General features: G+C 41.1%; 29 protein-coding genes. 15 read left to right on the forward strand and 14 right to left on the reverse strand.

What is annotated here, in order from left to right; genetic code table 11:
• Positions 1–156: 156 nt before the first annotated feature.
• The 6 genes from tpiA to mce all read right to left on the reverse strand — a co-directional run bounded on the left by tpiA (position 157) and on the right by mce (position 5,846).
• A complete protein-coding gene (gene tpiA / locus NPE20_RS15780; RefSeq protein ID WP_256539644.1) occupies positions 157–921 on the reverse strand; it encodes a triose-phosphate isomerase in 765 nt (254 codons plus the stop codon).
• 108 nt (positions 922–1,029) lie between these two features.
• A complete protein-coding gene (locus tag NPE20_RS15785) occupies positions 1,030–2,214 on the reverse strand; it encodes a putative sugar nucleotidyl transferase (RefSeq protein ID WP_256539645.1) in 1,185 nt (394 codons plus the stop codon).
• 65 nt (positions 2,215–2,279) lie between these two features.
• The gene (locus NPE20_RS15790) at positions 2,280–2,528 is read right to left on the reverse strand and encodes a type B 50S ribosomal protein L31 (protein WP_256539646.1); all 249 of its coding nucleotides are present in this window, start codon (positions 2,526–2,528) and stop codon (positions 2,280–2,282) included.
• Between the two features lie 168 nt (positions 2,529–2,696).
• The gene (locus NPE20_RS15795) at positions 2,697–4,073 is read right to left on the reverse strand and encodes a right-handed parallel beta-helix repeat-containing protein (RefSeq protein WP_256539647.1); all 1,377 of its coding nucleotides are present in this window, start codon (positions 4,071–4,073) and stop codon (positions 2,697–2,699) included.
• A gap of 840 nt (positions 4,074–4,913) precedes the next feature.
• A complete protein-coding gene (locus NPE20_RS15800) occupies positions 4,914–5,327 on the reverse strand; it encodes an SMI1/KNR4 family protein (RefSeq protein ID WP_256539648.1) in 414 nt (137 codons plus the stop codon).
• Between the two features lie 120 nt (positions 5,328–5,447).
• Complete coding sequence (gene mce, locus NPE20_RS15805) at positions 5,448–5,846, reverse strand: methylmalonyl-CoA epimerase (protein ID WP_256539649.1); 399 nt, start codon at positions 5,844–5,846, stop codon at positions 5,448–5,450.
• 101 nt (positions 5,847–5,947) lie between these two features.
• Here mce and NPE20_RS15810 point away from each other — a divergent pair, with 101 nt between their 5' ends.
• The 5 genes from NPE20_RS15810 to NPE20_RS15830 all read left to right on the forward strand — a co-directional run bounded on the left by NPE20_RS15810 (position 5,948) and on the right by NPE20_RS15830 (position 9,059).
• On the forward strand, positions 5,948–7,159 hold the full coding sequence (locus tag NPE20_RS15810) for an IscS subfamily cysteine desulfurase (protein WP_256539650.1): 1,212 nt from the start codon (positions 5,948–5,950) through the stop codon (positions 7,157–7,159).
• A gap of 108 nt (positions 7,160–7,267) precedes the next feature.
• Entirely contained in the window at positions 7,268–7,681 is a 414-nt protein-coding gene (iscU, locus tag NPE20_RS15815) for a Fe-S cluster assembly scaffold IscU (RefSeq protein ID WP_067192943.1), read from the forward strand.
• Between the two features lie 122 nt (positions 7,682–7,803).
• Complete coding sequence (locus NPE20_RS15820) at positions 7,804–8,130, forward strand: HesB/IscA family protein (protein ID WP_067059244.1); 327 nt, start codon at positions 7,804–7,806, stop codon at positions 8,128–8,130.
• Positions 8,131–8,203: 73 nt separating this feature from the next.
• On the forward strand, positions 8,204–8,674 hold the full coding sequence (locus NPE20_RS15825; protein WP_256539651.1) for a flavodoxin family protein: 471 nt from the start codon (positions 8,204–8,206) through the stop codon (positions 8,672–8,674).
• Positions 8,675–8,729: 55 nt separating this feature from the next.
• Positions 8,730–9,059: a hypothetical protein gene (locus tag NPE20_RS15830; RefSeq protein ID WP_256539652.1), complete on the forward strand. Its 330-nt coding sequence runs from the start codon at positions 8,730–8,732 to the stop codon at positions 9,057–9,059.
• 301 nt (positions 9,060–9,360) lie between these two features.
• Here the strand turns inward: NPE20_RS15830 and NPE20_RS15835 are convergent, their stop codons facing one another.
• Entirely contained in the window at positions 9,361–9,957 is a 597-nt protein-coding gene (locus NPE20_RS15835) for a short chain dehydrogenase (RefSeq protein WP_256539653.1), read from the reverse strand.
• A gap of 189 nt (positions 9,958–10,146) precedes the next feature.
• On the opposite strand from NPE20_RS15835, the gene NPE20_RS15840 reads away from it, so the two are divergent.
• On the forward strand, positions 10,147–12,060 hold the full coding sequence (locus NPE20_RS15840; RefSeq protein WP_256539654.1) for an AMP-dependent synthetase/ligase: 1,914 nt from the start codon (positions 10,147–10,149) through the stop codon (positions 12,058–12,060).
• 21 nt (positions 12,061–12,081) lie between these two features.
• Complete coding sequence (locus NPE20_RS15845; protein ID WP_256539655.1) at positions 12,082–12,810, forward strand: CPBP family glutamic-type intramembrane protease; 729 nt, start codon at positions 12,082–12,084, stop codon at positions 12,808–12,810.
• A gap of 3 nt (positions 12,811–12,813) precedes the next feature.
• Here NPE20_RS15845 and NPE20_RS15850 read toward each other — a convergent pair whose 3' ends face one another.
• The 3 genes from NPE20_RS15850 to NPE20_RS15860 all read right to left on the reverse strand — a co-directional run bounded on the left by NPE20_RS15850 (position 12,814) and on the right by NPE20_RS15860 (position 15,240).
• Positions 12,814–13,827, reverse strand: coding sequence for a Kelch repeat-containing protein (locus NPE20_RS15850; protein ID WP_256539657.1), 1,014 nt, complete (start codon positions 13,825–13,827; stop codon positions 12,814–12,816).
• 103 nt (positions 13,828–13,930) lie between these two features.
• Positions 13,931–14,551 (reverse strand): chloramphenicol acetyltransferase, encoded by a 621-nt coding sequence (locus tag NPE20_RS15855; protein WP_256539658.1) that lies wholly within the window; start codon positions 14,549–14,551, stop codon positions 13,931–13,933.
• 5 nt (positions 14,552–14,556) lie between these two features.
• Entirely contained in the window at positions 14,557–15,240 is a 684-nt protein-coding gene (locus NPE20_RS15860; protein ID WP_256539659.1) for an HAD family hydrolase, read from the reverse strand.
• Between the two features lie 198 nt (positions 15,241–15,438).
• Between NPE20_RS15860 and lysS the strand changes: the two genes are divergently transcribed.
• Complete coding sequence (gene lysS / locus NPE20_RS15865) at positions 15,439–17,160, forward strand: lysine--tRNA ligase (RefSeq protein ID WP_256539660.1); 1,722 nt, start codon at positions 15,439–15,441, stop codon at positions 17,158–17,160.
• Between the two features lie 150 nt (positions 17,161–17,310).
• Here the strand turns inward: lysS and NPE20_RS15870 are convergent, their stop codons facing one another.
• Positions 17,311–18,222, reverse strand: a complete 912-nt coding sequence (locus NPE20_RS15870; protein ID WP_256539661.1) for a helix-turn-helix domain-containing protein — start codon at positions 18,220–18,222, stop codon at positions 17,311–17,313.
• Positions 18,223–18,406: 184 nt separating this feature from the next.
• Between NPE20_RS15870 and NPE20_RS15875 the strand changes: the two genes are divergently transcribed.
• Positions 18,407–19,090, forward strand: coding sequence for a GDSL-type esterase/lipase family protein (locus NPE20_RS15875; protein WP_256539662.1), 684 nt, complete (start codon positions 18,407–18,409; stop codon positions 19,088–19,090).
• Between the two features lie 117 nt (positions 19,091–19,207).
• On the forward strand, positions 19,208–19,441 hold the full coding sequence (locus tag NPE20_RS15880; protein ID WP_256539663.1) for a hypothetical protein: 234 nt from the start codon (positions 19,208–19,210) through the stop codon (positions 19,439–19,441).
• 23 nt (positions 19,442–19,464) lie between these two features.
• Here the strand turns inward: NPE20_RS15880 and NPE20_RS15885 are convergent, their stop codons facing one another.
• A complete protein-coding gene (locus tag NPE20_RS15885) occupies positions 19,465–20,019 on the reverse strand; it encodes a tetratricopeptide repeat protein (protein ID WP_256539664.1) in 555 nt (184 codons plus the stop codon).
• A gap of 74 nt (positions 20,020–20,093) precedes the next feature.
• On the opposite strand from NPE20_RS15885, the gene ung reads away from it, so the two are divergent.
• The gene (ung, locus tag NPE20_RS15890; protein WP_256539665.1) at positions 20,094–20,774 is read left to right on the forward strand and encodes a uracil-DNA glycosylase; all 681 of its coding nucleotides are present in this window, start codon (positions 20,094–20,096) and stop codon (positions 20,772–20,774) included.
• Positions 20,775–20,799: 25 nt separating this feature from the next.
• Here the strand turns inward: ung and NPE20_RS15895 are convergent, their stop codons facing one another.
• Together NPE20_RS15895 and NPE20_RS15900 are read right to left on the reverse strand one after the other, a co-directional pair.
• The gene (locus NPE20_RS15895; protein ID WP_256539666.1) at positions 20,800–21,441 is read right to left on the reverse strand and encodes a DUF2306 domain-containing protein; all 642 of its coding nucleotides are present in this window, start codon (positions 21,439–21,441) and stop codon (positions 20,800–20,802) included.
• Positions 21,442–21,580: 139 nt separating this feature from the next.
• Entirely contained in the window at positions 21,581–22,051 is a 471-nt protein-coding gene (locus NPE20_RS15900; RefSeq protein ID WP_256539667.1) for an Lrp/AsnC family transcriptional regulator, read from the reverse strand.
• 129 nt (positions 22,052–22,180) lie between these two features.
• On the opposite strand from NPE20_RS15900, the gene NPE20_RS15905 reads away from it, so the two are divergent.
• The 4 genes from NPE20_RS15905 to NPE20_RS15920 all read left to right on the forward strand — a co-directional run bounded on the left by NPE20_RS15905 (position 22,181) and on the right by NPE20_RS15920 (position 25,708).
• Complete coding sequence (locus tag NPE20_RS15905) at positions 22,181–22,831, forward strand: metal-dependent transcriptional regulator (RefSeq protein ID WP_256539668.1); 651 nt, start codon at positions 22,181–22,183, stop codon at positions 22,829–22,831.
• Positions 22,828–24,717, forward strand: a complete 1,890-nt coding sequence (locus NPE20_RS15910; RefSeq protein ID WP_256539669.1) for an Nramp family divalent metal transporter — start codon at positions 22,828–22,830, stop codon at positions 24,715–24,717. Before NPE20_RS15905 ends, NPE20_RS15910 begins: the two co-directional genes overlap by 4 nt.
• Before the next feature lie 19 nt (positions 24,718–24,736).
• Positions 24,737–25,186, forward strand: a complete 450-nt coding sequence (gene smpB / locus NPE20_RS15915) for an SsrA-binding protein SmpB (protein ID WP_256539670.1) — start codon at positions 24,737–24,739, stop codon at positions 25,184–25,186.
• A 129-nt stretch (positions 25,187–25,315) separates the two neighbouring features.
• Positions 25,316–25,708 carry a VOC family protein gene (locus NPE20_RS15920; RefSeq protein ID WP_256539671.1) on the forward strand — a complete coding sequence of 131 codons (393 nt, stop codon included), beginning with the start codon at positions 25,316–25,318 and terminating at the stop codon, positions 25,706–25,708.
• Positions 25,709–25,715 lie beyond the last annotated feature (7 nt).

Genomic DNA, 25,715 nt, shown 5'->3' on the forward strand with positions numbered 1-25,715 from the left:
ATGAGTATTGAGATGTGGGATATGAGACCTAACAACCTGTGTAGCTTGTCTCATATCTAACATCTAAATTAGATTTAAGAAATGAGATTTGAGACGTGAGATAAGACGAAAATCGCTCCTGTCTCAATACTCATATCTCAAATCTCATATCTGAAATTAGTTGAACGCTTTAACTATATCAGTAAAGTCGCGGGATTTTAGGGATGCGCCACCGATAAGGCCGCCATCAATATCCGGGCAGGCAAAAAGCTCGGCAGCGTTTTTAGGGTTACAGCTACCGCCGTATAGGATAGTAGTATCATCGGCAACCTGCTGACCATATTTTGCAGCCAGTTCCGCACGGATAAACGCGTGAATTTCTTGTGCCTGGTCAGATGACGCGGTAACACCTGTACCTATAGCCCAAACCGGCTCATAAGCCAATACTAACTGGCCAAACTTATCAGCATCTAAATGGAAAACACCTTCAACTAACTGACTTTTGATGATATCAAAGTGCTGGTTAGCTTCGCGCTCCTGCAAAGTTTCGCCGATGCAGAAGATAGGTTTTAAACCGTTTGCTAAAGCTGTATCGGTTTTTTTAGCCAAAAGCTCGTTGCTCTCTCCAAAATACTGGCGGCGCTCTGAGTGGCCCAGAATAACATATGTTGCACCAACAGATTTAATTTGCTTTGCAGAAACTTCGCCTGTGTATGCACCAGATTCTGCCTGGTGTGCATTTTGCGCGCCTACTGATACTTTACTGTAGCCTTTAGCCAAAGCTGCCAGGCTGTGCAGGTGAATGAACGGACTGCAAACTACAACTTCCTGGTTGCCGGTTGCTTCGTCTTTTACCATGTTTATCACTTCAGAAAACAGCCCTAAGCCTTCATTATAATCAAGGTTCATTTTCCAGTTTCCGGCTACAATTTTTTTTCTCATTTTGCTTTGTTTTGTCTATGGCCCATAGTCAATAGGTCATAGTATTGTTTAACGTTTATTTATCTTTTTGCACAGCCATAGTCTTTCAACCATCAACTATGGACTTATTTAAAAATTTCTGTATTGCTGTGTAAGTTTATATACTTCGGTAAGTATTGCCTTTTCCGCTGCATCAAATTTGCGGTGCGGACGGCGAACTATAGCGCGATCGGCAGTATCCATCATTTTATCATAGGCATACTCCACAAAACCATCTGCACCACCCCACGAAAAATCGGGAATATAATTTGGTGGATAACCGCCGCCAAATACGTTGGCACTCACCCCTACTACTGTACCAGTGTTAAACATGGTGTTTATGCCACATTTGGCATGGTCGCCCATTATAAGCCCGCAAAATTGCAGACCTGTTTTACGCATGCTTTGTGTTGGATAATCCCACAGCTTTACTTCACCGTAATTATTTTTCAGGTTAGAGTTATTGCTATCGGCACCTATATTGCACCACTCGCCAACTACAGCATTACCCAGGTAACCCTCGTGCCCTTTTGACGAATATCCCCAAACAACGGCATTGTTTACCTCGCCGCCAATGCGGCAATAAGGGCCAATGGTTGTTGCGCCGTATATTTTAGTCCCCATTTTTACCTGCGAATACTCGCACAGTGCAAACGGGCCGCGTACATTCGTACCTTCCCATACTTCGGTATTTGCCGCTAAGTAGATGGGACCGTTCAGAGTGCTAAAGCTGCAGCATTCAGCAAGGGCGCCTTCTTCGGCGAAAAATTCATCACCTATAATAGTATTGGTGCTGCTTAGTTTAGCGCTTTTACGGCCCTGGGTAAGCAGTTTAAAATCCTTACGCAGTTCGGTATCGTTCTTCTTAAAAATATCTTCGGGGTGCTGGATTGTAACCAACTCCTTATCGTAAGCCATTTCAAAAGTGTAAGAACCAAACGGGTCAAAAGCGGAAGCATAAACATCACTTAGCCTTACAGCCACCAAAGTGTTATTATATCTTAAAGCCCTGCCATTACCCAGGTTTTTAATAGCCTCAACAATATCCTCATCAGGGCAAACCGAGCCATTAATGAAAATATTGTCATCCTGAATGTTTATAGGAAACTTTGCCTGCAGGTAAGCCTCGGTACGAAAAGAAAAATCGCTGTTTAAATATTTAGCCCATTTTTCGGCGATGGTTAAAATACCTATTCGCAGATCGGCAACAGGGCGTGTATATGTTAAAGGCAGAAGGGTATTGCGAGCGTTATCGTCGAAAAGAATAATTGCCATGGGCCGAAAATAAAAAAAGTCCCCCGGTTTACGGGGAACTTATAAATATTTTATTGAAAAAACACTTAGCTTCTGTTGTAACGGGTACGGAACTTGTCTATACGTCCGGCTGTATCAACTAACTTCATTTTACCTGTGTAGAACGGGTGTGAAGTGTGTGAAATTTCTAATTTGATCAATGGATACTCGTTGCCATCTTCCCATTTTACGGTTTCGCGGCTATCGATGCATGATTTGGTTATGAAAGAATAGTCGTTTGACATATCCTTGAAAACAACTAACCTATAGTTTGATGGATGCAGATCTTTTTTCATTGCTATTGTATACTTTTCTTTCTTATAAAAGAGGTGCAAATATACAAATACTTTTTAAAATTAGAAATGGGTATGTAAAAAGTTTTTAACACGGTGTGGAGGGGTTGTATTTGTATTTCTGCCATAGCGAAATCACTAATTCAGTAAATCACTAATTCACTAAATAATTTAATACTCCGTTGCACCAATATCATAAGCACTGCCCGAAGGGCGCGCTTTGCCAAAATAATCTAAAGCTACACCATATGCTGAAGCATTTGCCCCCTTATTAATGAGTGGGGATGAGGATTGCAAGTGAAAATCATTTGCGCTGTAATTTACAAATTTGCAGGTGTTAACATCTTTGCTTACATAATTATTTGACGCTGTAAGCTTAACACTGCTGTTCATTTGATTTATGGCGATAGCTGTCCCTTTGGTTATAAAAACGTTATTAATAACGGTATTCATCGGGATGGTTACCGAATTTAATCTTATCCCATCCCGGGTAGAGTATATGATGGTGTTATTAATAAACCTAAAATAAGGCCCCGGGGTGTATCTGGAATCTGCGAAAATGCCATATTCCCCCGAATTAATAATATAGTTGTTATACACCAGGTTATCCCCAAGTCCCAAAACAATAATACCATTGCCCGGCGCATTTTTTATAAAGTTATTATAGCACTTTCCCCCTGTACCTTCCCCTATTTGTATTCCGTTATTTTGGCCGCTTGCAAAAGGCTTTAACCCAGGAGATTTAACTATATTATTATAAACCTCACATCCGGATATAGCGCTGCCAACCTGGATACCTTCACAACCGGTAGAGTCAACCAGGTTTTTATAGATCTTAACATTGAGCACATCGTGTGGTAAAATAGTACCGCAAGCCGCTGAAACCCCCTCGGCATAAAAGGAGTTTCCTACGTACAGCCCTTCGCCACCCGTTTTGTGAATATAATTATGATGAAGGCTTACATTTCTCATTGTAAAATGGCCGCGCTGGGTTGCTACATCACACGTTGGATCTGTTTTTGCCATGATACCCGCGAAACCACTATTGCGCACTTCAACATTCGCTATCTCGAAATCTGAGCTGAGGTCGTCCATCGTCATGCCGATGTTGCCGCCATTTACGTTAAACCCGTAGGTAATACCCGCGGTACCGTTACCCAGAATCTTAAAATACTGGCAATTTTGTGTTTTAAACCCGTATGAAGCAGTAATAGATGCAGAAAAGGTTACTTTACCGCCCTTATTAGTAATGATAATGGGGTTTGCGGCTGTCCCTTTAAAGTTTTTTAGCAACAAAGCACCCCGTGTTCCGGCAGGGATACATATAACAGACCCTGCAGGTATATTAGTCCCATCAACAAACCATTGAGAGGGCTGAACGGTGTATGTACAAGCGGAAATGGCTTTAGTGGCCCGATTTGGAACGTCGGTATCCCCTACTGCAGCAGCGCTTGCCTGTCCTTCAATATTATTTATGCTTTTAGTGCACATCACAAAGGATGAGATCACCAGTATACCTGCTATGTTGCGGAGTAAGTAGTTTTTCATTTTAAAGGGCTTAAGTAGCAGTGTACAACGAATCGTTATTGTAGCTTTTTTGCAAAAGCTACCTGTTATACGTGCTTTTTACCTTATTGTTGCTTCGCGGAAATTAAAATCCATCCCAAATCCGCTTGTCATTTCGAAAGGGCGACAGCTAGAATAAACTACATCTGAGCGATAGCAAAAATCTTGTTTCATTGTGCAAAGTTTACTACCTACCGATTCGTCGACATTGTTGGTTGCGGGCAAAGGTGTTCGGAGGATTAAAGTTTGGGCTAAAGCCCATTTTCTGATTTCTCTACACTCCCATAAATGGGACGGCTATGAAGGAGAAGTTTATAAAAAGTGCTTGTATTTATCATTGCCGTTGGCTTTAGTCAACGGATTACAAACAAACTTATAAGGCTATAGCCAAAATCATACATTATGCATAAGTACCTTGCATGCGGTTTGTTGGTTACAGCACCAACAAAGGCGAAAACCCTCTGCTACCGCAAGCGTTAGTCAGCCTTTAGCTTAATCTGGTTGGCTACCTTATCGAAATATATCTTTGATCTATTATCGTTAAACCATTTAGACCATCGCAAATAATCGGTTTTGGTGGGTTGATATCTAACTATATATAATTACCATTGGATTGCGACGTAATACCTGTTATGTTTTCTAAAAAAATTATAGCTGGTTCTACCTCATTTAGATTTAATGTGGTATCTCGATTTATCTTTCTTTCAATTATGCTTAAATTCTTTACCATTAATTTCGTGGCTTTTGGCGTACTACAACCAATGAGCCCAATAGTTAATAATAGAGTTATATAAAAGTTAAGTTTTCTTTCCATGACCTTTTTTAGAAATAGATAGATTCTCCGCGATCTTTATAAAGGATTATAAACTCTGTAAAACTATCAGCAACTTGCTTGTATTCACTCCCTATAATTGCATAAACTTCGTTTTTGTCCGCTCTATCTTTAAATAATCTGATAGCGTAAACCCCTGAGTGTATCATATATTCTGCAAACACAAAGCAATTTTCATGTTGAGGTAATACATTAACTATATTCCGGTAGTCTGGAATCCCACCGTAGTCACCAACTTCGTCTTTTACAGATTTAAACTCGTCAATACCATAAAACTCAAATAAGAAATCACTGTAATCATTTAACGATTTGATATTTGATGATCTAAAATATTCTTTCAAATCGCCTGGAATAATCAAATTATGATCTGTCTCGAATTTTATTAACTGTTCATCTATGGTCATTATTCAAATATTTTTAAATGGTATCCTCTGCAAAACCCTCTATACGAGAGCCCCACAGAAACGGAAATTTTATTTTGCGTCTTCGCGTTTTTGAGTGAATAGTACTATGCTAACTGCCAACTAGATACTCTGGCACAACTCTATCAGCACCCCATTAGTCACTTTAGGGTGCACAAAGCAAACTAATTTGTTATCGGCACCCTGTTTGGGCACATCGTTTAGTAAAATAAAACCTTCAGCTTTTAAGCGGGCCATTTCGGCTTCAATATCAGTTACTTCAAACGCAATATGGTGCATACCTTCGCCGTGTTTCTCTATAAATTTCGCAATCGGGCTATCGGGGGTGGTGGCTTCCAGCAGTTCTATTTTATTTGGGCCGGCCTGCAGGAAAGCAGTTTTAACCCCTTCGCTGGTTACATCCTCTGTTTTATAAACAGTTGTGTTCAACAATCGCTCATATATATCTCCTGCTAACTTAACACTGTTAACCGCTATGCCAATATGCTCTATCTTGTTCATGTCCAAATATTGTAAATAAATGGCATGTAAATGCAATTTATAGCGGTTTGCAGATATAAAAGTAAAAAGTTGCGTATATTTGTGTTGTTAATTTTTAATACATGAATATCCCAATTTATTTAGATAATAACGCTACAACACCTATGGATCCGAGGGTGCTGGAGGCTATGCTGCCATACTTTAACGAAAAGTTTGGTAATGCGGCAAGCCGTAACCATCCGTTTGGATGGGTAGCTGAAGAAGGCGTTGATTATGCACGCGAGCAGGTTGCAAAACTTATTGGTGCTACAGAGAAAGAGATCATCTTTACATCGGGCGCTACCGAGTCTGACAACCTTGCAATAAAAGGTGTGTTTGAAATGTATAAAGAAAAAGGTAACCATATTATTACAGCCGTTACCGAACATAAAGCTGTTTTAGATGCCTGCAAACATGTTGAAAAACTTGGCGGCCGTGTTACTTACCTGCCTGTTAAAGAGGACGGTTTAATTGACCTTGCCGAATTGGAAGCAGCCATGAGCAGCGAAACCATCCTGGTATCTATCATGTATGGCAACAACGAAATTGGGGTTATACAGCCTGTTAAAGAAATTGCCGCTATCGCGCATAAATATGGTGCATTGTTCATGACAGATGCTACACAGGCAGTAGGTAAAATACCTGTTAATGTTATTGCAGATGGTATTGACCTTTTAGCTCTATCGGCACATAAAATGTACGGCCCTAAAGGTGTTGGTGCATTATACGTTCGCCGTAAAGGCCCGCGTGTTAAGGTAACAGCACAAATGGATGGTGGCGGTCACGAGCGCGGTATGCGTTCGGGTACGTTGAACGTTCCGGGTATTGTTGGTTTGGGTAAAGCTTGCGAGCTTGCCGGCCTGGAAATGGAAAGCGAAGCAAAACGCCTTTCGGCCCTGCGCGATAAACTGCAAAACGCGTTAACTGTATTGGAAGAGAGCTACGTGAATGGTAACGTAGAGCACCGCTTACCGCATGTTGCCAATATATCATTCAAATATGTTGAGGGCGAAGGTTTGATGATGGCCATGAAAGATCTGGCTGTATCATCGGGCTCGGCCTGTACATCGGCATCGTTAGAGCCATCTTATGTATTAAAAAGCTTAGGATTATCTGACGACCTTGCACACTCATCAATCCGTTTTGGCCTTGGCCGCTTTACTACCGAAGAGGAAGTTGACTACGCAATTGAAGTAACCAAGAAATCGGTTAACCACCTGCGCGAACTTTCACCACTTTGGGAAATGTTTAAAGAAGGCATTGACCTTGACTCGATTGAGTGGGCAGAACACTAATAAATGTGTAAATATGCAGATGTGCGAATGTGCAGATGCTTAGTTAAAAAATATAAAGAGTTAAAAATCAATAATTCACTAACTCACTAATTCATAAATTAAAAAGCCATGGCTTATTCAGATAAAGTAATTGACCATTATACTAACCCCCGCAATGTGGGCACGTTAGATAAGAGCAGCCACAAGGTTGGTACCGGCCTTGTTGGTGCACCTGAGTGCGGCGACGTTATGCGTTTGCAAATTCAGGTTGATGATAACAACATCATCACCGATGCTAAATTTAAAACCTTTGGTTGCGGTTCGGCAATCGCTTCATCATCTTTAGCTACAGAGTGGCTAAAAGGTAAAAGCGTTGACGATGCAATGAAGATTGACAATATGGATATTGTTGAAGAACTGGCTTTACCACCGGTAAAAATTCACTGCTCTGTATTAGCAGAAGATGCTATAAAAGCAGCTATCAATGATTTCCGCGTTAAAAACGGTATGGAACCAATTGTTCTTGAAAAATCACATCACTAATTAAAGATGTGAGATATTAGATGTGAGATTTGAGATACTTGCATCTAATTTTTATTAAAATGTTTGAGATTAAACGTTTGGGCTTGTCTCAAATCTAATATCTCAAATCTCAAATCTAAAATATGGTAACTGTAACTGATAAAGCAAAAGCTAAAATAGATAACCTGATGCAGGATAGCGGGCTTGATGCTTCGTATTTTCTGCGCGTATCTGTACAGGGTGGCGGCTGCTCTGGTTTATCTTACAACCTCGATTTTGATAACGAGGAGAAAAAGGGCGACCAGTTTTTTGAAGACCGCGGCGTACGTTTTGCCCTGGATATGAAATCGTTTTTATACCTGGCCGGTACCGAGCTTGATTTTTCTGATGGCTTAAACGGTAAAGGTTTTAACTTTCATAACCCAAATGCCACACGCACATGTGGTTGTGGCGAAAGTTTCTCGGTTTAATAACATTTTATTAATAGCATATATTAAAAAGGTTGATTATATTTATATAGTCAACCTTTTTTGTTAAAATACGATGGAAAACAGGTCGCTTGTAATACTGGGCAGTAACCGTAAAAACAGCCTAACCGAGGCCATAACCCGGAAGGCATTACAGCAAACCGAGTTTGATATGATCGATCTGCTCGATCATAAAATAGCCCACTACAACTACGACGGCCACTACCCTGCCGGCGATGAATTTGAAGCCATTATCAGCAAAACCCTACCCTATAATAATATTATTTTTGCTACTCCTGTTTATTGGTATAGTATGAGCGGTGTAATGAAGGTGTTTTTTGATCGCCTTACCGATCTGATCACCATAAAAAAAGATCTGGGCCGCGGACTACGGGGCAAATCAGCCTCCATGATAGCCGTAGGTGCCGACACAACCATCCCCGATGGCTTTGAGGTACCCTTTAAACATACCGCAGCCTACCTGGGTTTACAATATAAGGGCTGCACTTACTATCCTACAAAAACACAACCTAATTATAATAAATAAGGGTTTTCGCTGCCATGTGCCTTTTTTTTAGCCTCCCTTTGGAAACGTAAATAATATGAGTTTTAAAAATAGAAGTCTATGGAGTTACATATTCCTCGTTGTAGTTGGTTTATTAATAATTAGCGGTTATATTAACAGGAATATTCAATCAAAACTTGTTAAAAGATGGCATTTTAAAGGTCCTGTCGAAAAAATAAAATACAATATCCAAGGCACCCCATTGGTTACCATCCATGATAAGGAATATAATTTATATTGGGCCATCTGGCATAATGATGTTAAGATATATAAAGGCGACACTTTAATAAAAGAAAAGGGCGATCAAAGAATAAAACTAATCAGACCAAACGCTAAAGACACCATTTATTTTAACACGAATAAGTGATGTCGAAGGTTCGTCGCCGCAGGGTCTCACATCGTGGACCCTGCGATGTTTTGCACACATCTCCTTATAATCAGGTAACTCATGGTTCAGGCAATTCCGCGTTAAGGATTGGAGCGGGTACCGGCCTTGTGGCTAATGCCTGTGCAGTATGAGTGTAAAGCCTGGCCGAAGGCAACGCCCAAAATGAAACAATTACCCGCCAAAAAACGCCTTTTTTCGCCTGTTTTTAATAGCTAAATATCAATGTATTCCGCTTGTTCTGTTTTTTTCCTTATTAAAAATGGAACAGCAGAATAAAGGTCTAAAATATCTCGATAACCTGCCCGGTACCTGCACCTAATACACTGCGGATATAACCGGCCACAACCCTATCCATAGTAACCGGTACATGCCCCGGGAAGGCATCAAAATATTGCGGCGAATCTTCTACCACACCCGGACTAATTGCATTTATCCTTACCCCGTTTTCTAAACCAATGGCTGCCGCTATAACAAACGAATTTAGACCGCCATTAACCGCGCTCAGGTTTGCACCATATAGCACCGGGTCAGTTGCCAATATACCCGATGTAAGCGTGAACGACCCCTTGGAGTTAATGTAGTGCTGCCCTATCAGCACCAGGTTAACCTGGCCCATTAGTTTGCTGTCAATGCCTTTCTTGAAGTCGGTTGGCGTCATGCTGCTTAAGGGGCCAAAATGGCCGCTGCCGGTAACGCTTACCAAGACGTCAAAGTTGCCTGCCTTTTTGTAAAACGCCTCTATAGATTCGGGGGATGTAATATCTACCCGCAGGTCGCCGCTTTTTGAGCCTGCCGTTATTACTTCGTGCTTATCTTTTAAAGCAGCGGTTACCTTGCTGCCTAATGTGCCGGATGCACCTATGATAATGATTCTCATATTGTTAATTAGTGAATTAGTGAGTTAGTGATTTAATGAATTACCCAAGCTAAACAATTAAAAAATTATATGTAAATGTGATGGTCAAACCTGGGTCAGATTTATGTTGATACTTCGCTATTATGCCGTTTATAATTAAATGTAAAATAATTAGCTTTGTTAAGCATATAAACCTGATATATAAACTTAATGAATATCGTTGCTCAGCAATCAACCATACCGGGGCTAATCCGGAACATTGTAGCGAACATACATCCCGAAGACCATACATTCTTGATCCACAAGGTAAAAGATACCTGGGTTGAGATCTCCTATAAACAAGCGCTCGAAAAAATTGATGCCTTATCGGCATGGTTCCTGAACATCGGTATTAAAAAGGGCGATCGCCTTGCCCTGATCATTGAGAACGGCCCCGATTATATTTATTATGACCAGGCACTACAGCAAATTGGCGCGGTAAATACCTCTATTTACCCTACCCTGTCCGAAGCTGAAATGGAATACATCCTGAACGATTCAGAAGCGCGCACCATTCTTACCGGTAACCCTTTCCTGCATCGCAAGGTTTTAAAAATTGCCAATAACTGCCCATCGCTTATACGCATTATACCCGCTTTTGAGGGCTTTGAAAAGTTTAGCGAAGACCTGCAATTAAACGCCGGTGTTGTGGGCTTAAAAAGGGTTATAGAGGAGGGTTTAGCCATTGTAGATGAATCACGTACAGCCATAAACGCTGCCCGCGAAGCTATCCTGCCATCTGACCTTTCCTGCCTCATATATACATCGGGCACCACAGGTACGCCTAAGGGGGTAATGCTTACCCACCGTAACCTAACGGAGAACTGCCGTGTAAGCTTAATGCAGATACCAATTATAGAAAAGACTGACATGTTCCTGTCCTTTCTACCGCTATCGCACGTATTTGAGCGTACAGCTACCTATTACATTTGTATGAACAAGGGCTGTACCATCGCGTTCGCGCAAAGCCTTGACCTGCTCGCCCGTAATATGGCCGAGGTTAAACCTACCGTTATGTGCTGCGTACCCCGCCTGCTGGAGCGTATCCACGATAAGGCGATGAAGAATGGCTTATCTGCCGGAGGCATAAAAACAAAGATATTTACCTGGGCACTTAAAATTGGCCGCGAATACCGTTTGGTGCAGGAAGCCGGCAAAAAACCGGGCTTTATACTAAGCGCCGAACAGAAACTGGCAGACAAGCTGGTTTTCAGCAAGATAAAAGAAAAAACAGGCGGCCGTTTAAAAGTGTTGCTATCGGGCGGTGGCGCGCTACCTAAAAACATCGGTGAGTTTTTTGGTGATATCGGTATAAAACTATTAGAGGGTTTCGGACTTACAGAAACATCGCCGGTAATGTCTGTTACCGAAAATGACCGCATTATTTATGGTACCGTTGGCCGTATTATCCCCGGTATTGAAGTAGGCATCCAAAATGTGGATACCAAAAAGATCTACACCTCGCAAACCTACGATAACTTTAAACCTAATTTTGAATCGGAAGAGGGTGAGATCATTGTTCGCGGGCATTGCGTGATGAAAGGCTACTGGAAAAAGCCCGAAGAAACCGCCGCGGTTATTGATGCGGAAGGATGGTTCCATACCGGTGATATTGGCCGTTTTTACAGGGGTAACCTGCAAATTACCGATCGTTTAAAAAACATGCTGGTAAATGCATATGGCAAAAATATTTATCCTACCCCGGTAGAGAACACCTATTTAAAAAGCCCTAAAATTGAACAGGTATTTTTAATTGGCGATAAGCGCGAATTTATCACCGCCATAGTAGTTCCGGGCCGCGAATTACTGCAGGAAACCTTTAAACTGGGTGATGACTTTTTTGAGAAGCCCGACCTGTTTATAGATGATAAGGAGATAACCGACTGGATAGGTCAGGACATTAAACGCCTGTCTAACGAGCTGGCCAAATTTGAGCGGATAAAAAACTTTAAAGTAAAACGTACACCTTTTAGTATGGAGGCTGGCGAAATAACCCCTACCCTTAAAGCCAAACGCAAAGTAATAGAAAAGAAATACACCGATGCCATTGATGACCTGTACAACTGGGAAGATGATGCGGAATAACTACGGCAACAGGGCAGCTAAATGATAGAAGAATTTTTCGCGCTCAACAGTTATCCTGCGCTGTCAACAGATCGCCCTTTTCAAGATAAATTTATATTACTGTTTAAAATATACGGGATAATTTTTCTGTTAAACTTTATCAGTGTACCTATATCTTTTCTGGCAGAGCATTTGGTAACACAGGTATTGCATCTAAAAAGCATCCACGAGCAATACACAACCTCGATGTCGCGCCTATTTGCAAAATTCGGCTACTTACAAGTAGTTTTCTACATCTGCATTATGGCGCCAATTATTGAGGAGAGCATATTCAGGTTGCCGCTATCGTTTAAGCGCAGCCATATTGCTGTTGCTTTTGGTTTCGCATTGGTAGTGCTTGCCCGTTTAATACCTGGCCTGTCGCAACAAAATTTAGCTATAAATATCCTGGTTAGGGTAGCATTATTTGCTGCAGGTTATTTTGCCCTTTATAAATCGCTACCGGAAATTAAGGTGCCGAATAAAAGGCTCCAAACAGGTTTAATGATCACCTCTATTGTTGTATTTGGGCTGGTGCACATTTTTAACTACGCGCCGCTGCAATGGAATATCATATTTATATATCCATTATTTGTAATACCACAACTTTGTATGGGCTGGATGTTAACCTACATCCGCTTTAAAAATGGCTTTTTTTGGGGGATGGGATTACATGCGCTAATCAACAGCGTATCTATGTTGATATACACCGTGTTTAAGCACAAAATGTAATCATTATTGGGTTTTCCTGGGTGTATACTTCCAAAAATCTTTTAAAAGGCCCGGATTGCCTGTGCCGATATAACCGACACCATCTATAGCAAAACTTGCCAGATCATAGCGGATAGGCCCGGTAAAATTGGTAATTTTTGACCAGCTATTTAATTCAGTATCATAGGCGTACCAATCATCAGCCGTTGCTGTAAGAGTAGAACCAAAGCCTACATATCCTTTGCTGCCTATAGTAAACTGACCGGAAAAAGCCCTGCCCTTGCCCGGGTAATCAGCTTTTTTATCCCACTTGTTGGCAATGGGGTCATACTGCCAAAAATCTTTGTCGGCTGTACTTGGGGAAGCCCCGCCTAAACCGGCATATCCCTTACCGTTACTGGCAAATGCTGCCACACCAAAACTTCCGCTACCGGGATAATCGGCTACACGCGTCCACTTATCTGCGGTAGCCTCATACTTCCAAAAATCCTTAAAATTTTCGCTGTAATCGTTGTTTGTACCTAAGCCCAAATAGCCGATACCGTTAATTTCAAAAGCGATAACATTTTCCCTTTTACCGCCTGCAAAATCGGCTTTGCGTGTCCATTTATCATTAGCCGGGTTATACTCCCAGAAATCATCATTCTGCGGGATGTCATCGCCGGGAGTAGCCAGCCTTTTACCATAGCCGGTACCCACATAACCTTTATTGTTGATACTAAAGCCCTTAACATATTCGCCCGCCTGGCCGGGGTAATCGGCTTTGCGTGTCCATTTATTTGTTTTAGGGTCGTACTCCCAAAAATCATTTATCAGCTGCGAATTAAAACCGCTTGCAGCATTCCCGCCTAAAATATAGCCCTTGCCACCTATTGTAAAGGCAGATGACCGCACACGCCCCACTCCCGGGAAATCGCCTAATTGAGCCCATAAGCCGGGTAAACCATTTTCGTAATTTGGCACAAAGGGCTTATCCTTCTTGCAGGAAAAAAGCGTTAAGGTAACTATCAGCAAAATGCCGGCCTTTTTAAACATCATATATAATTGGTGGTGGTAAGTAAATATATCATTTACATTTTATAATGCGCAATGATACAAGTACATAAAGCATACGTCCTATTATCGTATTCAGTTGCTTTTGTTACCGATTAAGCAGTTCCTGAAAAAGGTTGATAAACTCGCCAATTTGGCGACCGTCCATTAGGCCATGATGCACGGTAACAGACACAGGCATACTCTTTTTACCATCCTGCTCCGTAACTTTCCCTAATGATATTTTTGGCATGCTATCCTTAAATGTAAAGCTGCGGGCGTGTGTTAACCCGGTAAAATTTACCCACGGGATAGCCGAGACATGCAGTACATTATATACAGGCCTTAGCTCGAGGCCTACAGTGCCCTGTACACGTTTTATCTCCTGCTGCGCATCAGTCACAAATTCGGCGAGATCAGGTTTATAATCTATATAAGAAAAGCCAAAAGTGGTATCGGGGCGACTGATAGTTGCTGATGCATGCACTTCGTCGTACAAAAACACCTCGTCGTTTTCAATGCGGTACCTGAACCCCTCAATAGCATTAGCTGCCTTTAATATGCAATGCAGGTAGTATAAAAAGAAAGAGACACCCTGCTCTTTTGCCTTTTGGTAAGCAATGGTTACATCAACGTTTACTGTCGCGCCAAAAAAGGGTTCTTCGAAACTATTAAAAAACTTAAAGTGATGTGTACGGTACCAGGCATCAAGGTCAATTTTTGTTTTCATGCTTTTTACAGGTACGCTAAAATATCCTTTATAGTTACAGCGCTTTTAAAACGTTCATTATCTATACTGTGTTCTATTTGCTCATGCGCCCAGGTAATGTGGTAGGGCACGTGTACAGCATGCCCGCCAATGTTTAGCACCGGCATAATATCGCTTTTAAGGGAGTTACCTACCATCAGCAGTTCATCGGGCTGTATATCCAGGTGTTTTATCAGCTTCAGGTAATTGGCATCATCCTTCTCGCTCATAATTTCGATATGATGGAAATATGGGTTAAGTCCCGATTTTTTCAGCTTACGTTCCTGGTCAAGCAGGTCGCCTTTGGTGGCCACCACTAAGCGGTATTTACCTTTTAATGTCTCCAGTACTTCCTCTACCCCATCAAGCAGCTCGATAGGCTGGTTCAGCATTTGCTTGCCCAATTCTATAATCTGCCCTACAACTTCAATGCTTAAGGTGTTTTGAGTGATGTTCATGGCGGCCTCTATCATAGATAGTATAAAGCCTTTTATACCGTATCCATAAAGCCCAAGGTTGGCTAATTCTATTTTTAATAGCTCGCGTTCCAGTTCGTGCTCTGATGCGTACTGCTGCAGCAATATGCAAAACTGTTCTTCTGTTTGCCTAAAATAGGGTTCGTTCACCCAAAGTGTATCATCCGCATCAAATGCGATCACTTTAATATTCATGGGAGCGAATTTAGTGATTTAATGAATGATTGATTTAGTGATTTTGCTTTAATCCGGGCAAAAGACCCCGCCAATTACTTTGCGCATTAACATCTTTGCATGAAACTGGTGGCAAAGCATCTCAAATCTCATATCTAACATCTCATATCTAAGTTAAAAATCCTATTTTTGCACCCTTAATAAATACCCTTTTACAATATGAGTATTGCACTATCCGAACAGGAAATTATACGTCGCGAATCGTTACAAAAATTGCGCGAACTGGGCATAAACCCCTATCCTGCCGAAGCTTTTGATGTGACCGCGTGGGCACAGGATATTAATGACAATTTTAAAGCCAACCCGGATAAGTATAAACAGGTTGTAATTGCAGGTCGTATCATGACGCGCCGTATCATGGGTAGCGCCTCATTTGCCGAAATTCAGGATAGTACTGGTCGTGTGCAGATCTATATCAAACGCGATGACATTTGCCCCGGTGAGGATAAAACGCTTTACAATACCGTATTTAAAAAGCTTTTAGATATTGGCGATTACGTAGGCATAAAAGGCTATGTTTTTTTGACCCAAACAGGTGAGATCTCGGTACATACCGAAGAGCTTGTTGTGCTTTCAAAATCGCTGAAACCGCTACCTGTTGTTAAACGCGAAGAAGACGGTACCATTCACGACGGTTTTACCGACCCGGAAATGCGTTACCGCCAGCGTTATGTTGATTTAACTGTTAACCCAGAATACAAAAACATATTCATTAACCGCTCTAAAGTAATTAGCAGTATGCGCAATTACTTTAACGCGCAAGGCTGGATGGAGGTTGAAACCCCCATTTTGCAACCTGTGCATGGCGGTGCAGCGGCGCGCCCGTTTGCTACACATCATAACACCCTGGATATGGGCCTGTTTCTGCGTATTGCCAACGAGCTTTACCTGAAGCGCCTTATTGTTGCCGGTTTTGATGGTGTTTACGAGTTTGGTAAAATGTTCCGTAACGAGGGTATGGACCGCACCCACAACCCGGAATTTACCGCCATGGAGATCTATGTAGCTTACAAAGATTATATATGGATGATGGCCATGGTGGAAGAGTGTTTAGAAACTGTTGCTAAAGCCGTTCACGGTATCCCTGTGGTACATGTTGGTCAGCACGAGATAAACTTTGCAGGCCCGTACGAGAAACTTTCTATGTACGATTCTATACTAAAATATACCGGTATAGATGTATCTGCCATGGACGAAGAAGGCCTGCGTAAAGTATGTGCCGATCTTGCCATTGAAGTAGATGCCAGCATGGGTAAAGGAAAACTGATAGACGAGATCTTCAGCGCTAAGGTGGAGCATAACCTGATCCAGCCAACCTATATTACGGACTATCCTATTGAGATGACGCCGCTTGCCAAAAAGCACCGCACCAAAGATGGCCTGGTAGAGCGTTTTGAGTTGTTTGTAAATGGTAAAGAGATAGCGAACGCTTATTCTGAACTAAACGACCCCATCGATCAGCGCGAACGCTTAGAAGAACAATTGATACTGGCCGGTCGTGGTGATGATGAAGCCATGGCAATGGATGACGACTTTTTACGCGCCCTTGAATACGGTATGCCGCCAACATCGGGCTTAGGTATAGGTATTGATAGGTTAGTGATGCTGATGACCAACCAGAGCACTATACAGGAGGTATTATTCTTCCCGCAGATGCGCCCTGAAAAGAAAGCAAAAGCACCAAGTATAGAAGATTTCACCAATATTGGCGTACCTGCCGAGTGGGTACCTGTTCTTAATAAAATGGGCTTCAACACTGTGGAGGAGCTTAAAGCCGGTAACCCCAACAAGGTTTTTAACGACCTTGGCGGAATGCGTAAAAAATTAAAGCTTGACATTACCATGCCCGTAAAAGAAACGGTAATGGCCTGGTTTGAATAATTTCAATATTTACCACAGAGAACACTGAGGATTATCAAACCTCATAAACCACAAAGAGCACAGAGTGAAAACAATCGCTGTGCTCTTTGTGGTTTTTCTTTGTGACCTCTGTGGTTATAATATTTGCTGTTTAGAATACTTCACCCGCTTTCAACACATTTTTCTGAAATGGCCCGGCTGTACCCCATATTCCGATTTAAATGCACGGCAAAAAGCGCTGAAATTTTCAAAACCACACCTCCAGGTTATCTCGTGTATGGGCTTGTCTGTATGTTTCAATAGTTCCGCGGCCCGTTGCAGCCGGATCCTGATGAGGTATTGATGCGGAGTAACCTGGAAAACAAATTTGAATTGCCTTACTAATTGAGGAATAGATAAACAGGCCATATTGCTTATCGCGTTCAAATCGGCTTTATCCATATAAGAAGATTGCAGCATATCCTTAGCGATACATAAGCGCTTGTATATTTCGGTTTTGGTATTTGGCTTAACCGCATTTACATTTTTCACCTGTTTTGATGCTGATAAATGCATCCGGATCAAATTGCTCAATATAAAAACCAAATGCTCATCAACTACCCAGCTATCGTACCCCTTACCATTAAGAGAAGAAATAAGCTTGTGCAATTGCATCTGCAAGTTAGGATCAATATCATTCAAGGTCTGAAAGAACTCGGGGGTATCGCCGCCAATTATAAAAGGATCATCAAGCAGGTGTTCTTCTCTGCCCAATACATCCCTAAACACTGAAGATGCAAAGTCTTTTTCAAAAAAGACAGAAAGTATTCGCGCGCTTTCGCCATTATCTATACGGCATGAATAAGGTTGATCATCATTCATCACCAGGAATTGCCCCGGCCTAACGGCAAGCCTACGATTGCCTATCCCATACCACTCTTCGCCGCTCAGTACGGTTTTAAAGGAAAGGCAGCCAACATGATGATCGCAATTACTATAGCGGCTCAATGCATTAAAAATAATATTATGCTTTTTGAATTTGCTAAAATGCGACCGTTCATCAAACCCGGGCTTAGTATGATCGGGAAGGCTGGTGAAATACATGTGGCTTGTTGCTTATATCTGATTAATCCTGAATTGGTTACGCTAAGTTAAGCAATTATGAGGTATACGGGCGCTACTTCAATTCATTATCGCAATTAAGCATTCTATTTTGAGCATTTCTGCACAATGCCGGGCATTCCTGAAGTATAGTTTTGCACCAATCCGTAGATAAAAAAAAACCTTTATGAGAAAGATCGTCTTTATACTTTTTTTTAGTTTGATATCAATTGCAGCAATTGGCCAAAACCTGACCTATGACACCATTCAGTATGCAAAGGAATATTACAAAAAACGGATAGCTATTTTCAACAGCGAACCGGTAATAAAAGGTAAAATTATACTCTTAGGAAATAGCATAACACAATTTGGGGATTGGAAAAAGCTTTTGAATGATTCGAGTGTAATTAACAGGGGGATTGCAGGCGACAATACCCATGGTGTTTTAGTCCGCTTAAATGATGTTATAATTCGCCAGCCGGCGAAGCTTTTTATTGAGATCGGAATAAATGATGTCGCTCAAAATATCCCTTTGCAAATCGTAGTAAAAAATATTTTATTGATTATTGAGCGGGTACATGCACAATCACCAGGAACAAAAATATACGTTGCCAGCATTTTACCTACAAATGATAACGCCAAAAATGATTATCCGGATTCCTTCAACAAAAACCATCTGATAAACGCTCTCGACAATCAGTTAAAACAAAATGCCAAAGGTAACAGCTATACTTATATTGATTTGAAAAACGAGCTTAAGGATAAAAATGGCAAGCTCGATACAAAGTATGCAGACCCTGATGGCCTTCATCTTAACAAGCGTGGCTATAACGTTTGGATTAAGTTTTTAAAAACAAATAAATACCTGTAGTTTAAACTTGTTATAATGCTTTTATTCACAATTCCTTAACAAAATCATAAAGAGAATACAACCTGCGTTTAATAGTTGTTGTTTAGTTTTATACCGAACACACTATAAATGAATGTCATGACAAATTCAATCCTTGAGATAACCGAAAACGAATATCTGATAAAACTGAACAGGAGTAATTTCGACCTGTCATTTATCCGCAGCCTGTTAAAAATAGTTGAAGTATCAAAGCCTGCAAAAAGCAAAAGCGATGATGATGCTTACTATTATAGCGACGCACCAATTGCCGACAGACCAAATTTAAATCACTCATCAGAGCCTGATTATTTCAGCAGCCTCGACGAGAAATAAAAGCTTCTTACGATCTATTCTTCTTAGAATTTTTGACGGAAACCGCCGCGTATTACCTGCTGCTTATCCATCTGTGCCATTTGGCCCTTCATCATTTTTATCTGATCGGCAAGCAATTTGTTCTTGTCTTCCTTAGCGGCTTCTTTTAAATATATTTCGGCTTCGCGTTTGTTGCGTTTTGCCATTGCAATACCTGCCAGGCTTAATTTGGCCAGCGCGATATTGTGCGACATGCCCATTCCTAATTGAAGCGCTTTCTTGAAGTATTTTTCTGATTTTAAAGGCGCCGTGCGCGATTCTATTAAACCTATTAACAGGTTATAGTAGCCGTGCTGGCTCTTATATAATTGCTTTTCGTAATTGGTAATTTTTGCAAGCGCTGCTTCGGCTTTTTCAGAGTTTTCTTTACGCAGGTAAAATTGCGCAAGCAGCATGTTTTCGTTAAAAAAGAAGGTAAGCAGTACAATGCCACCTAATAAAAACAAAGTGATCCCCCAGCCCCAAAAACCAAAGCCGCACAGTGTAACACCGGCGCCCATCATAACACAGGCAATAATTAACCTAACTATATTTGACATAATTTGTATTAGTATAAAAACAGGTTGCAAATATCGTTATTTGTAAGCTAAATAAAACATCAGTATTAATATTTATGGCAGGAGAATTAGAACCATCGTGGAAAAAAGCACTGGACGAAGAATTTCAAAAACCCTACATGGTTGAACTTAAGAATTTTTTAAAACAGGAAAAAGAAGCAGGACATACCATTTACCCCAGAAACGCCGATATATTCAACGCTTTTAACACAACCCCATTTGATGATGTAAAGGTGGTTATAATAGGGCAAGACCCTTACCACGGGCCAAACCAGGCGCATGGCCTATCTTTTTCTGTACAAAAAGGAGTTCCGGCACCGCCATCGTTACGAAATATATATAAAGAGTTATCTACCGATATCCCCGGTTTTACCACCCCCCAAACCGGCGACCTGACAAAATGGGCTCAGCAAGGTGTATTATTACTAAATGCTACATTAACTGTAAGATCAGCAACAGCAGGTTCACATCAGAAAAAAGGTTGGGAGAAGTTTACAGATGCAGCTATCAAAAAACTGTCTGACGAGAAAAAAGGCCTGGTGTTTATCCTATGGGGGGCTTATGCGCAATCAAAAAGCGTGTTGATAAATGAACATAACAATCACCTGATCATAAAATCTACGCACCCATCTCCCCTTGCCGTAAGCCATGGCGGCTTTTTTGGATCAAAGCCATTTTCAAAAACAAACGACTTTTTAATTAAACAAGGTAAACAGCCGATTGACTGGCAACTGTAATGTGCTGATATAACATTTATTTACTTTAAGCGTGCTGATTTACCAAAACAGGGACATCATTTCTTTTACTTACAATAATAAACGCGATAATAAGATTAGGCACCCAGCATAACCAGGAAACAACGCGATATGCCGGGATGAAATCATGAAACACAAAAGCCGATAACAACGGCAACCAGATACGCAAGGTAACAGCTGCAAACGTGAGCGCGTAATTGCAGATCATCCAATTTTGGTGTTGACTGATCTGGCCCTGTCTGATAGTACTGTATGCCTTTACATCACTAATTAACCAGATGATGGCTAACGAGCCAAAACCCAATACACAAACCAGCCCACCCGTAGCAAAAAACGCGATGTATAAGCCTGCAATACTGCTCATGGCTACCGCAATAACATATATTTTGCCCACAAACCGATGTATCTGTAAATAGCTCCGGCGCAAGCGGGCGCTAAATTGCGTCCATCCTGTTAAAAGAGCTATCCCGCCGAAAATAATGTGAATATAAAAAGCTGTGTTCCAAATACCACTATCCAGTATGGCTTTTGGTTTTGACTGCAACAAACCATTAGACCGCATATCAACAAAAAAATAAAGTAAGGGATAAAGGCCGACAGCAATAGCAAAAAACGCGAATGGGACCCAAGGCAGGTTTTTAAGTTTCATTGCTGTTTAGACCAAACCAAAATGATAATTGTTACAGCATATTTTTAAAGCACAACAATAAAAATACGAGACAAAAAAAAGCCAGGGATCAAAGAACATTCCTTCTTGATTCCTGGCTCTAAAAGTCTTGTGTCTCTACTTAGTATTCCAACGGTACTATTGGTTCTTTTTTACTGGTGCTCATGATCATCATGGTTTGGAAGGTTTTAACCACGGTGATGCGGCTGATCTTCTCCATTATCAATTGCTCGTACGATTTAATATCGCGCACGTATACTTTCAGCAGAAAATCGCACTGGCCGGTTACGTGATGGCACTCGGTTACCTCTTTTATACTTTGTATCTCATCCAAAAAAGTTTGGATCGTATTCTTCTGATGAAAATCCAACGAGATCTGTATAAAGGTTTTTATGCCTAAGCCGAGTTTTTCCTCGTCAACAAGGGCATGGTAACTTTTTATATACTCTGCATTTTCTAACTTGCGCACACGCTCTAAGGTGGGTGCAGGCGATAAGCCAATTTCATTTGAAAGCTGCAAATTTGTTATGCGGCCGTTCTCCTGTAAAATTTTTAGTATCTGAAGGTCTATTTTGTCTAATTCTTGAGCCATGGTACGTGCAAATATAAAGCATTCTGTATCTCACAAAATATAATTTTTTTAAAAACTATTTCAACAAAACTTATTACTTTTTTATTTGTATTTTTAGACAAGTCTAAAAAAATTATTAGATTTGTATAAATGCATACTTTAGCCGAAGAAAACTATTTAAAAGCCATTTATAAGCTATCGCTGATAGCCGAAAATGTTAGCACCAATCAAATTGCAGCGGAATTAGCAACCAAAGCATCGTCGGTTACAGACATGTTAAGGAAGCTTGCCGACAAGCTTTTGATAAATTATACCCGTTATCAGGGCGTAAGTTTAACACAAACCGGCGAAAAAGTTGCAGTCAACATTATTCGCAGGCACCGGCTTTGGGAATATTTTTTGGTAGAGAAGCTTCACTTTAAATGGGATGAGGTACACGAGATGGCCGAAGAGATGGAACATATCTCTTCGAACGAATTGATTGACCGCCTGGACGAATTTATGGGCTTCCCCACCCGCGACCCGCATGGCGACCCTATCCCCGATTGCAATGGTAATTTTAAAACAAACGATCTAAAAGCAATTTCAACAGTTGATGTTAATACCTGCGGGATAATATCGGGAGTTAGGGACCACTCTTCGGCATTTTTACAATACCTGGAGAAGCAAGGCCTCACCATAGGTAAAAAAATAACGATCAAAGAGATAATTACATACGACAATACAGTAGTGCTGCAAATGAATAACAAAGATTTACAAATAAGCCGCGACGTGGCCAATAACCTGCTAATAGCCTTATGATACAACAGTATGACAACCACTCGTTAGGCAACGTACACAATACCGTGATCACCGAAGGCAAAACAGGCTGGCGCAGGTTGCTGTCTTTCCTGGGTCCTGCCTATCTGGTAAGTGTGGGCTATATGGACCCGGGTAACTGGGCAACAGACCTGGCTGCGGGCAGCCAGTTTGGATACAGGCTGATATGGGTATTGCTATTATCAAATATGATAGCATTGCTTTTGCAAAACCTGGCTGTAAGATTAGGCATAGTGCGCGGGCTTGACCTGGCACAGGCGTCAAAACGCACCTATCCGCGTTTTATCAATTTCTGCCTTTATATATTGGCACAAATAGCCATTATAGCCTGCGATTTGGCCGAAATTATTGGTATGGCCATAGGTTTAAACCTGTTGTTTGGCTTGCCGCTGATATGGGGTGTATCTATTACCCTGTTTGATACTTTGCTGCTGCTTTTCTTATTAAATAAGGGCATGCGCAAACTGGAAGGGTTTATTATTTCCCTGATATTTATAGTTGGTTTGGCATTTTTGGTGCAGATGTTTATTGTACAACCAAGTGTTATTGACATTGCCAAAGGCTTTATACCTACTAAATTAAATAACACCTCCCTGTACATTGCAATAGGTATTATTGGCGCAACCGTAATGCCGCATAACCTATATCTGCATTCGTCATTGGTGCAAACACGTAAGATCGACAGGTCTGAAGAGGGTATAAAAAGTGCCATTAGATATAACTTTTGGGATACTACCATTGCGCTTAACCTTGCCTTTTTTGTGAATGCCGCTATATTGATATTGGCTGCCAGTGCATTTTTTGGCCGTGGTTACCATGAGGTTGCCGAGATACAGGATGCACACAAATTATTGACCAATATATTCGGGAAGCTGGCACCCGCCTTGTTTGCTATAGCGCTTATCGCCGCCGGGCAAAGCTCTACCGTTACCGGCACCCTTGCAGGGCAAATAATTATGGAGGGCCATCTTAACCTGCGTATTGCCCCGTGGTTACGCCGTTTGCTAACGCGATTACTGGCTATTATACCTGCATTTTTTACCATTCTGCATTTTGGCGAAGAAGGTTTGGGTAAATTACTGATATTAAGCCAGGTAATATTGAGCCTGCAATTGGGCTTTGCCATTATCCCGCTTATTCACTTTACGTCAGATAAAAAACGAATGGGAAACTTTGCAACCAAACTACCGCTCAGGATACTTGCCTGGATATTTGCGACATTAATAGTTGGGCTAAACGTAAGGCTGGTAATACAGGAAATTGCAACATGGGCCGCCGCAAGCCCGGGCTCAGCAAACCTTGTTCATTACGTAATATCGCCTATTGCCGTGGCTGTAGGTTTATTGCTTGTTTATGTTTTCATAAGGCCTATACTTTATAAACATACCAGCCAGAAGATATATGTACCACATGGCATTGCCGAAGTTTTAGATAACCTGGATGCGGTAAGCTATAACAATATAGGTATCACTATAGATTTTTCTAAGAACGACCAGGACACCATACGTCACGCTTTAATGCAGGGCGGTAAAAAAGCACATTATAACCTCATCCATGTGGTAGAAACCGCTGGTGCGCGTTATTATGGCAAACAGGTAATGGATAGCGAAACACAAAGCGATGTAGATAATCTTGAAAAATATATAGCCACCCTAATTAAATTAGGTTATAAGGCCGAGGCCAAAATTGGTTACGGGGGCCCGGCAACATCTATAGCGCAAATTGTTAAAGACACTAAAATAGATTTTCTGGTGATGGGCTCGCATGGGCACAAGGCTTTAAAAGATCTGATATTTGGCACAACCGTTGATTCGGTTAGGCACAAGGTGAATGTACCTGTGCTGGTTGTAAAACCTCAAAAAAATTAATTGCATATTTGCATACGAGATGGAGCAGAACTTATATATCAAGAATAAAAAGGCATACTTTGAGTACCATATACTGGATAAATATACAGCAGGTATAAAACTATTGGGTACCGAAATTAAATCGATCCGCGAGGGTAAAGCCAACGTGAACGATGCTTTTTGTACTTTTATTGATAACCAGCTTTATGTACGTAACCTGCATATATCCGAGTACTCGATGGGTTCGTTCTACAACCACGAGGCCAAGCGCGACCGCATCCTGCTGCTCAACAAAAAAGAACTAAAAAAGCTCCAAACCCGAGGCGAAGAAAAGGGATTAACCATTGTGCCACTTGCCTTATTTATCAGCGAACGTGGTTTTGCCAAACTGGAAATTGGCCTTGCCCAGGGTAAAAAAACCTTCGACAAACGCGAAACCATGAAAGAACGCGATACCAAGATAGAGATGGACAGAGCGATGAAAAGATAAGTTTACGGTACGTTATTTGTTTAAGACAAACGGTTTCATTTTCTATCAATATTTTGCGCCGAAAATAGTTATTGGTTTTTATTTAGTTCGGGATAAAGTTTTTCTAATATTATTTCAAAATTCAACAATATGAAAACGAAAAAAATATGGGCTAATTTTAGTGTAAAAGATGCAAAGCGCACCAATCAATTTTATACACAATTGGGCTTTACTCCCAATAAGTTTAACAGTGATAAGTTAGCCAGTTTTCTTTTTGGTGATGATGATTTTGTGATTCACTTTTTTGAAGAAGGCTCAAAAATAGATGAATATATAACACCCGGATCAAAAACTAACAGTGAAATTATTTTCACACTTGCTGCAGACACAGAGGCGCAAGTAAATGAATGGGCAGAGCGGGTTAAAAACGCCGGCGGTAATATTTTAAACGAAGTAGGGAGAGATGAGTCTAATTATTATGGTTTTGTCTTTGCCGATCCCGACGGCCATAAATTTAATGTGCTGTTAATGGATCAGATGTGATAAAATG

It is taken from the genome of Mucilaginibacter aquariorum (genome assembly GCF_024498135.1).
GTDB lineage: Bacteria > Bacteroidota > Bacteroidia > Sphingobacteriales > Sphingobacteriaceae > Mucilaginibacter > Mucilaginibacter aquariorum.

What these genes read in the sequence shown, in the direction of transcription:
- tpiA (WP_256539644.1), bottom strand. Translation starts at nt 921, where the DNA reads ATGAGAAAAAAAATTGTAGCCGGAAACTGGAAAATGAACCTTGATTAT.
- NPE20_RS15785 (WP_256539645.1), bottom strand. Translation starts at nt 2,214, where the DNA reads ATGGCAATTATTCTTTTCGACGATAACGCTCGCAATACCCTTCTGCCT.
- NPE20_RS15790 (WP_256539646.1), bottom strand. Translation starts at nt 2,528, where the DNA reads ATGAAAAAAGATCTGCATCCATCAAACTATAGGTTAGTTGTTTTCAAG.
- NPE20_RS15795 (WP_256539647.1), bottom strand. Translation starts at nt 4,073, where the DNA reads ATGAAAAACTACTTACTCCGCAACATAGCAGGTATACTGGTGATCTCA.
- NPE20_RS15800 (WP_256539648.1), bottom strand. Translation starts at nt 5,327, where the DNA reads ATGACCATAGATGAACAGTTAATAAAATTCGAGACAGATCATAATTTG.
- mce (WP_256539649.1), bottom strand. Translation starts at nt 5,846, where the DNA reads ATGAACAAGATAGAGCATATTGGCATAGCGGTTAACAGTGTTAAGTTA.
- NPE20_RS15810 (WP_256539650.1), top strand. Translation starts at nt 5,948, where the DNA reads ATGAATATCCCAATTTATTTAGATAATAACGCTACAACACCTATGGAT.
- iscU (WP_067192943.1), top strand. Translation starts at nt 7,268, where the DNA reads ATGGCTTATTCAGATAAAGTAATTGACCATTATACTAACCCCCGCAAT.
- NPE20_RS15820 (WP_067059244.1), top strand. Translation starts at nt 7,804, where the DNA reads ATGGTAACTGTAACTGATAAAGCAAAAGCTAAAATAGATAACCTGATG.
- NPE20_RS15825 (WP_256539651.1), top strand. Translation starts at nt 8,204, where the DNA reads ATGGAAAACAGGTCGCTTGTAATACTGGGCAGTAACCGTAAAAACAGC.
- NPE20_RS15830 (WP_256539652.1), top strand. Translation starts at nt 8,730, where the DNA reads ATGAGTTTTAAAAATAGAAGTCTATGGAGTTACATATTCCTCGTTGTA.
- NPE20_RS15835 (WP_256539653.1), bottom strand. Translation starts at nt 9,957, where the DNA reads ATGAGAATCATTATCATAGGTGCATCCGGCACATTAGGCAGCAAGGTA.
- NPE20_RS15840 (WP_256539654.1), top strand. Translation starts at nt 10,147, where the DNA reads ATGAATATCGTTGCTCAGCAATCAACCATACCGGGGCTAATCCGGAAC.
- NPE20_RS15845 (WP_256539655.1), top strand. Translation starts at nt 12,082, where the DNA reads ATGATAGAAGAATTTTTCGCGCTCAACAGTTATCCTGCGCTGTCAACA.
- NPE20_RS15850 (WP_256539657.1), bottom strand. Translation starts at nt 13,827, where the DNA reads ATGATGTTTAAAAAGGCCGGCATTTTGCTGATAGTTACCTTAACGCTT.
- NPE20_RS15855 (WP_256539658.1), bottom strand. Translation starts at nt 14,551, where the DNA reads ATGAAAACAAAAATTGACCTTGATGCCTGGTACCGTACACATCACTTT.
- NPE20_RS15860 (WP_256539659.1), bottom strand. Translation starts at nt 15,240, where the DNA reads ATGAATATTAAAGTGATCGCATTTGATGCGGATGATACACTTTGGGTG.
- lysS (WP_256539660.1), top strand. Translation starts at nt 15,439, where the DNA reads ATGAGTATTGCACTATCCGAACAGGAAATTATACGTCGCGAATCGTTA.
- NPE20_RS15870 (WP_256539661.1), bottom strand. Translation starts at nt 18,222, where the DNA reads ATGTATTTCACCAGCCTTCCCGATCATACTAAGCCCGGGTTTGATGAA.
- NPE20_RS15875 (WP_256539662.1), top strand. Translation starts at nt 18,407, where the DNA reads ATGAGAAAGATCGTCTTTATACTTTTTTTTAGTTTGATATCAATTGCA.
- NPE20_RS15880 (WP_256539663.1), top strand. Translation starts at nt 19,208, where the DNA reads ATGACAAATTCAATCCTTGAGATAACCGAAAACGAATATCTGATAAAA.
- NPE20_RS15885 (WP_256539664.1), bottom strand. Translation starts at nt 20,019, where the DNA reads ATGTCAAATATAGTTAGGTTAATTATTGCCTGTGTTATGATGGGCGCC.
- ung (WP_256539665.1), top strand. Translation starts at nt 20,094, where the DNA reads ATGGCAGGAGAATTAGAACCATCGTGGAAAAAAGCACTGGACGAAGAA.
- NPE20_RS15895 (WP_256539666.1), bottom strand. Translation starts at nt 21,441, where the DNA reads ATGAAACTTAAAAACCTGCCTTGGGTCCCATTCGCGTTTTTTGCTATT.
- NPE20_RS15900 (WP_256539667.1), bottom strand. Translation starts at nt 22,051, where the DNA reads ATGGCTCAAGAATTAGACAAAATAGACCTTCAGATACTAAAAATTTTA.
- NPE20_RS15905 (WP_256539668.1), top strand. Translation starts at nt 22,181, where the DNA reads ATGCATACTTTAGCCGAAGAAAACTATTTAAAAGCCATTTATAAGCTA.
- NPE20_RS15910 (WP_256539669.1), top strand. Translation starts at nt 22,828, where the DNA reads ATGATACAACAGTATGACAACCACTCGTTAGGCAACGTACACAATACC.
- smpB (WP_256539670.1), top strand. Translation starts at nt 24,737, where the DNA reads ATGGAGCAGAACTTATATATCAAGAATAAAAAGGCATACTTTGAGTAC.
- NPE20_RS15920 (WP_256539671.1), top strand. Translation starts at nt 25,316, where the DNA reads ATGAAAACGAAAAAAATATGGGCTAATTTTAGTGTAAAAGATGCAAAG.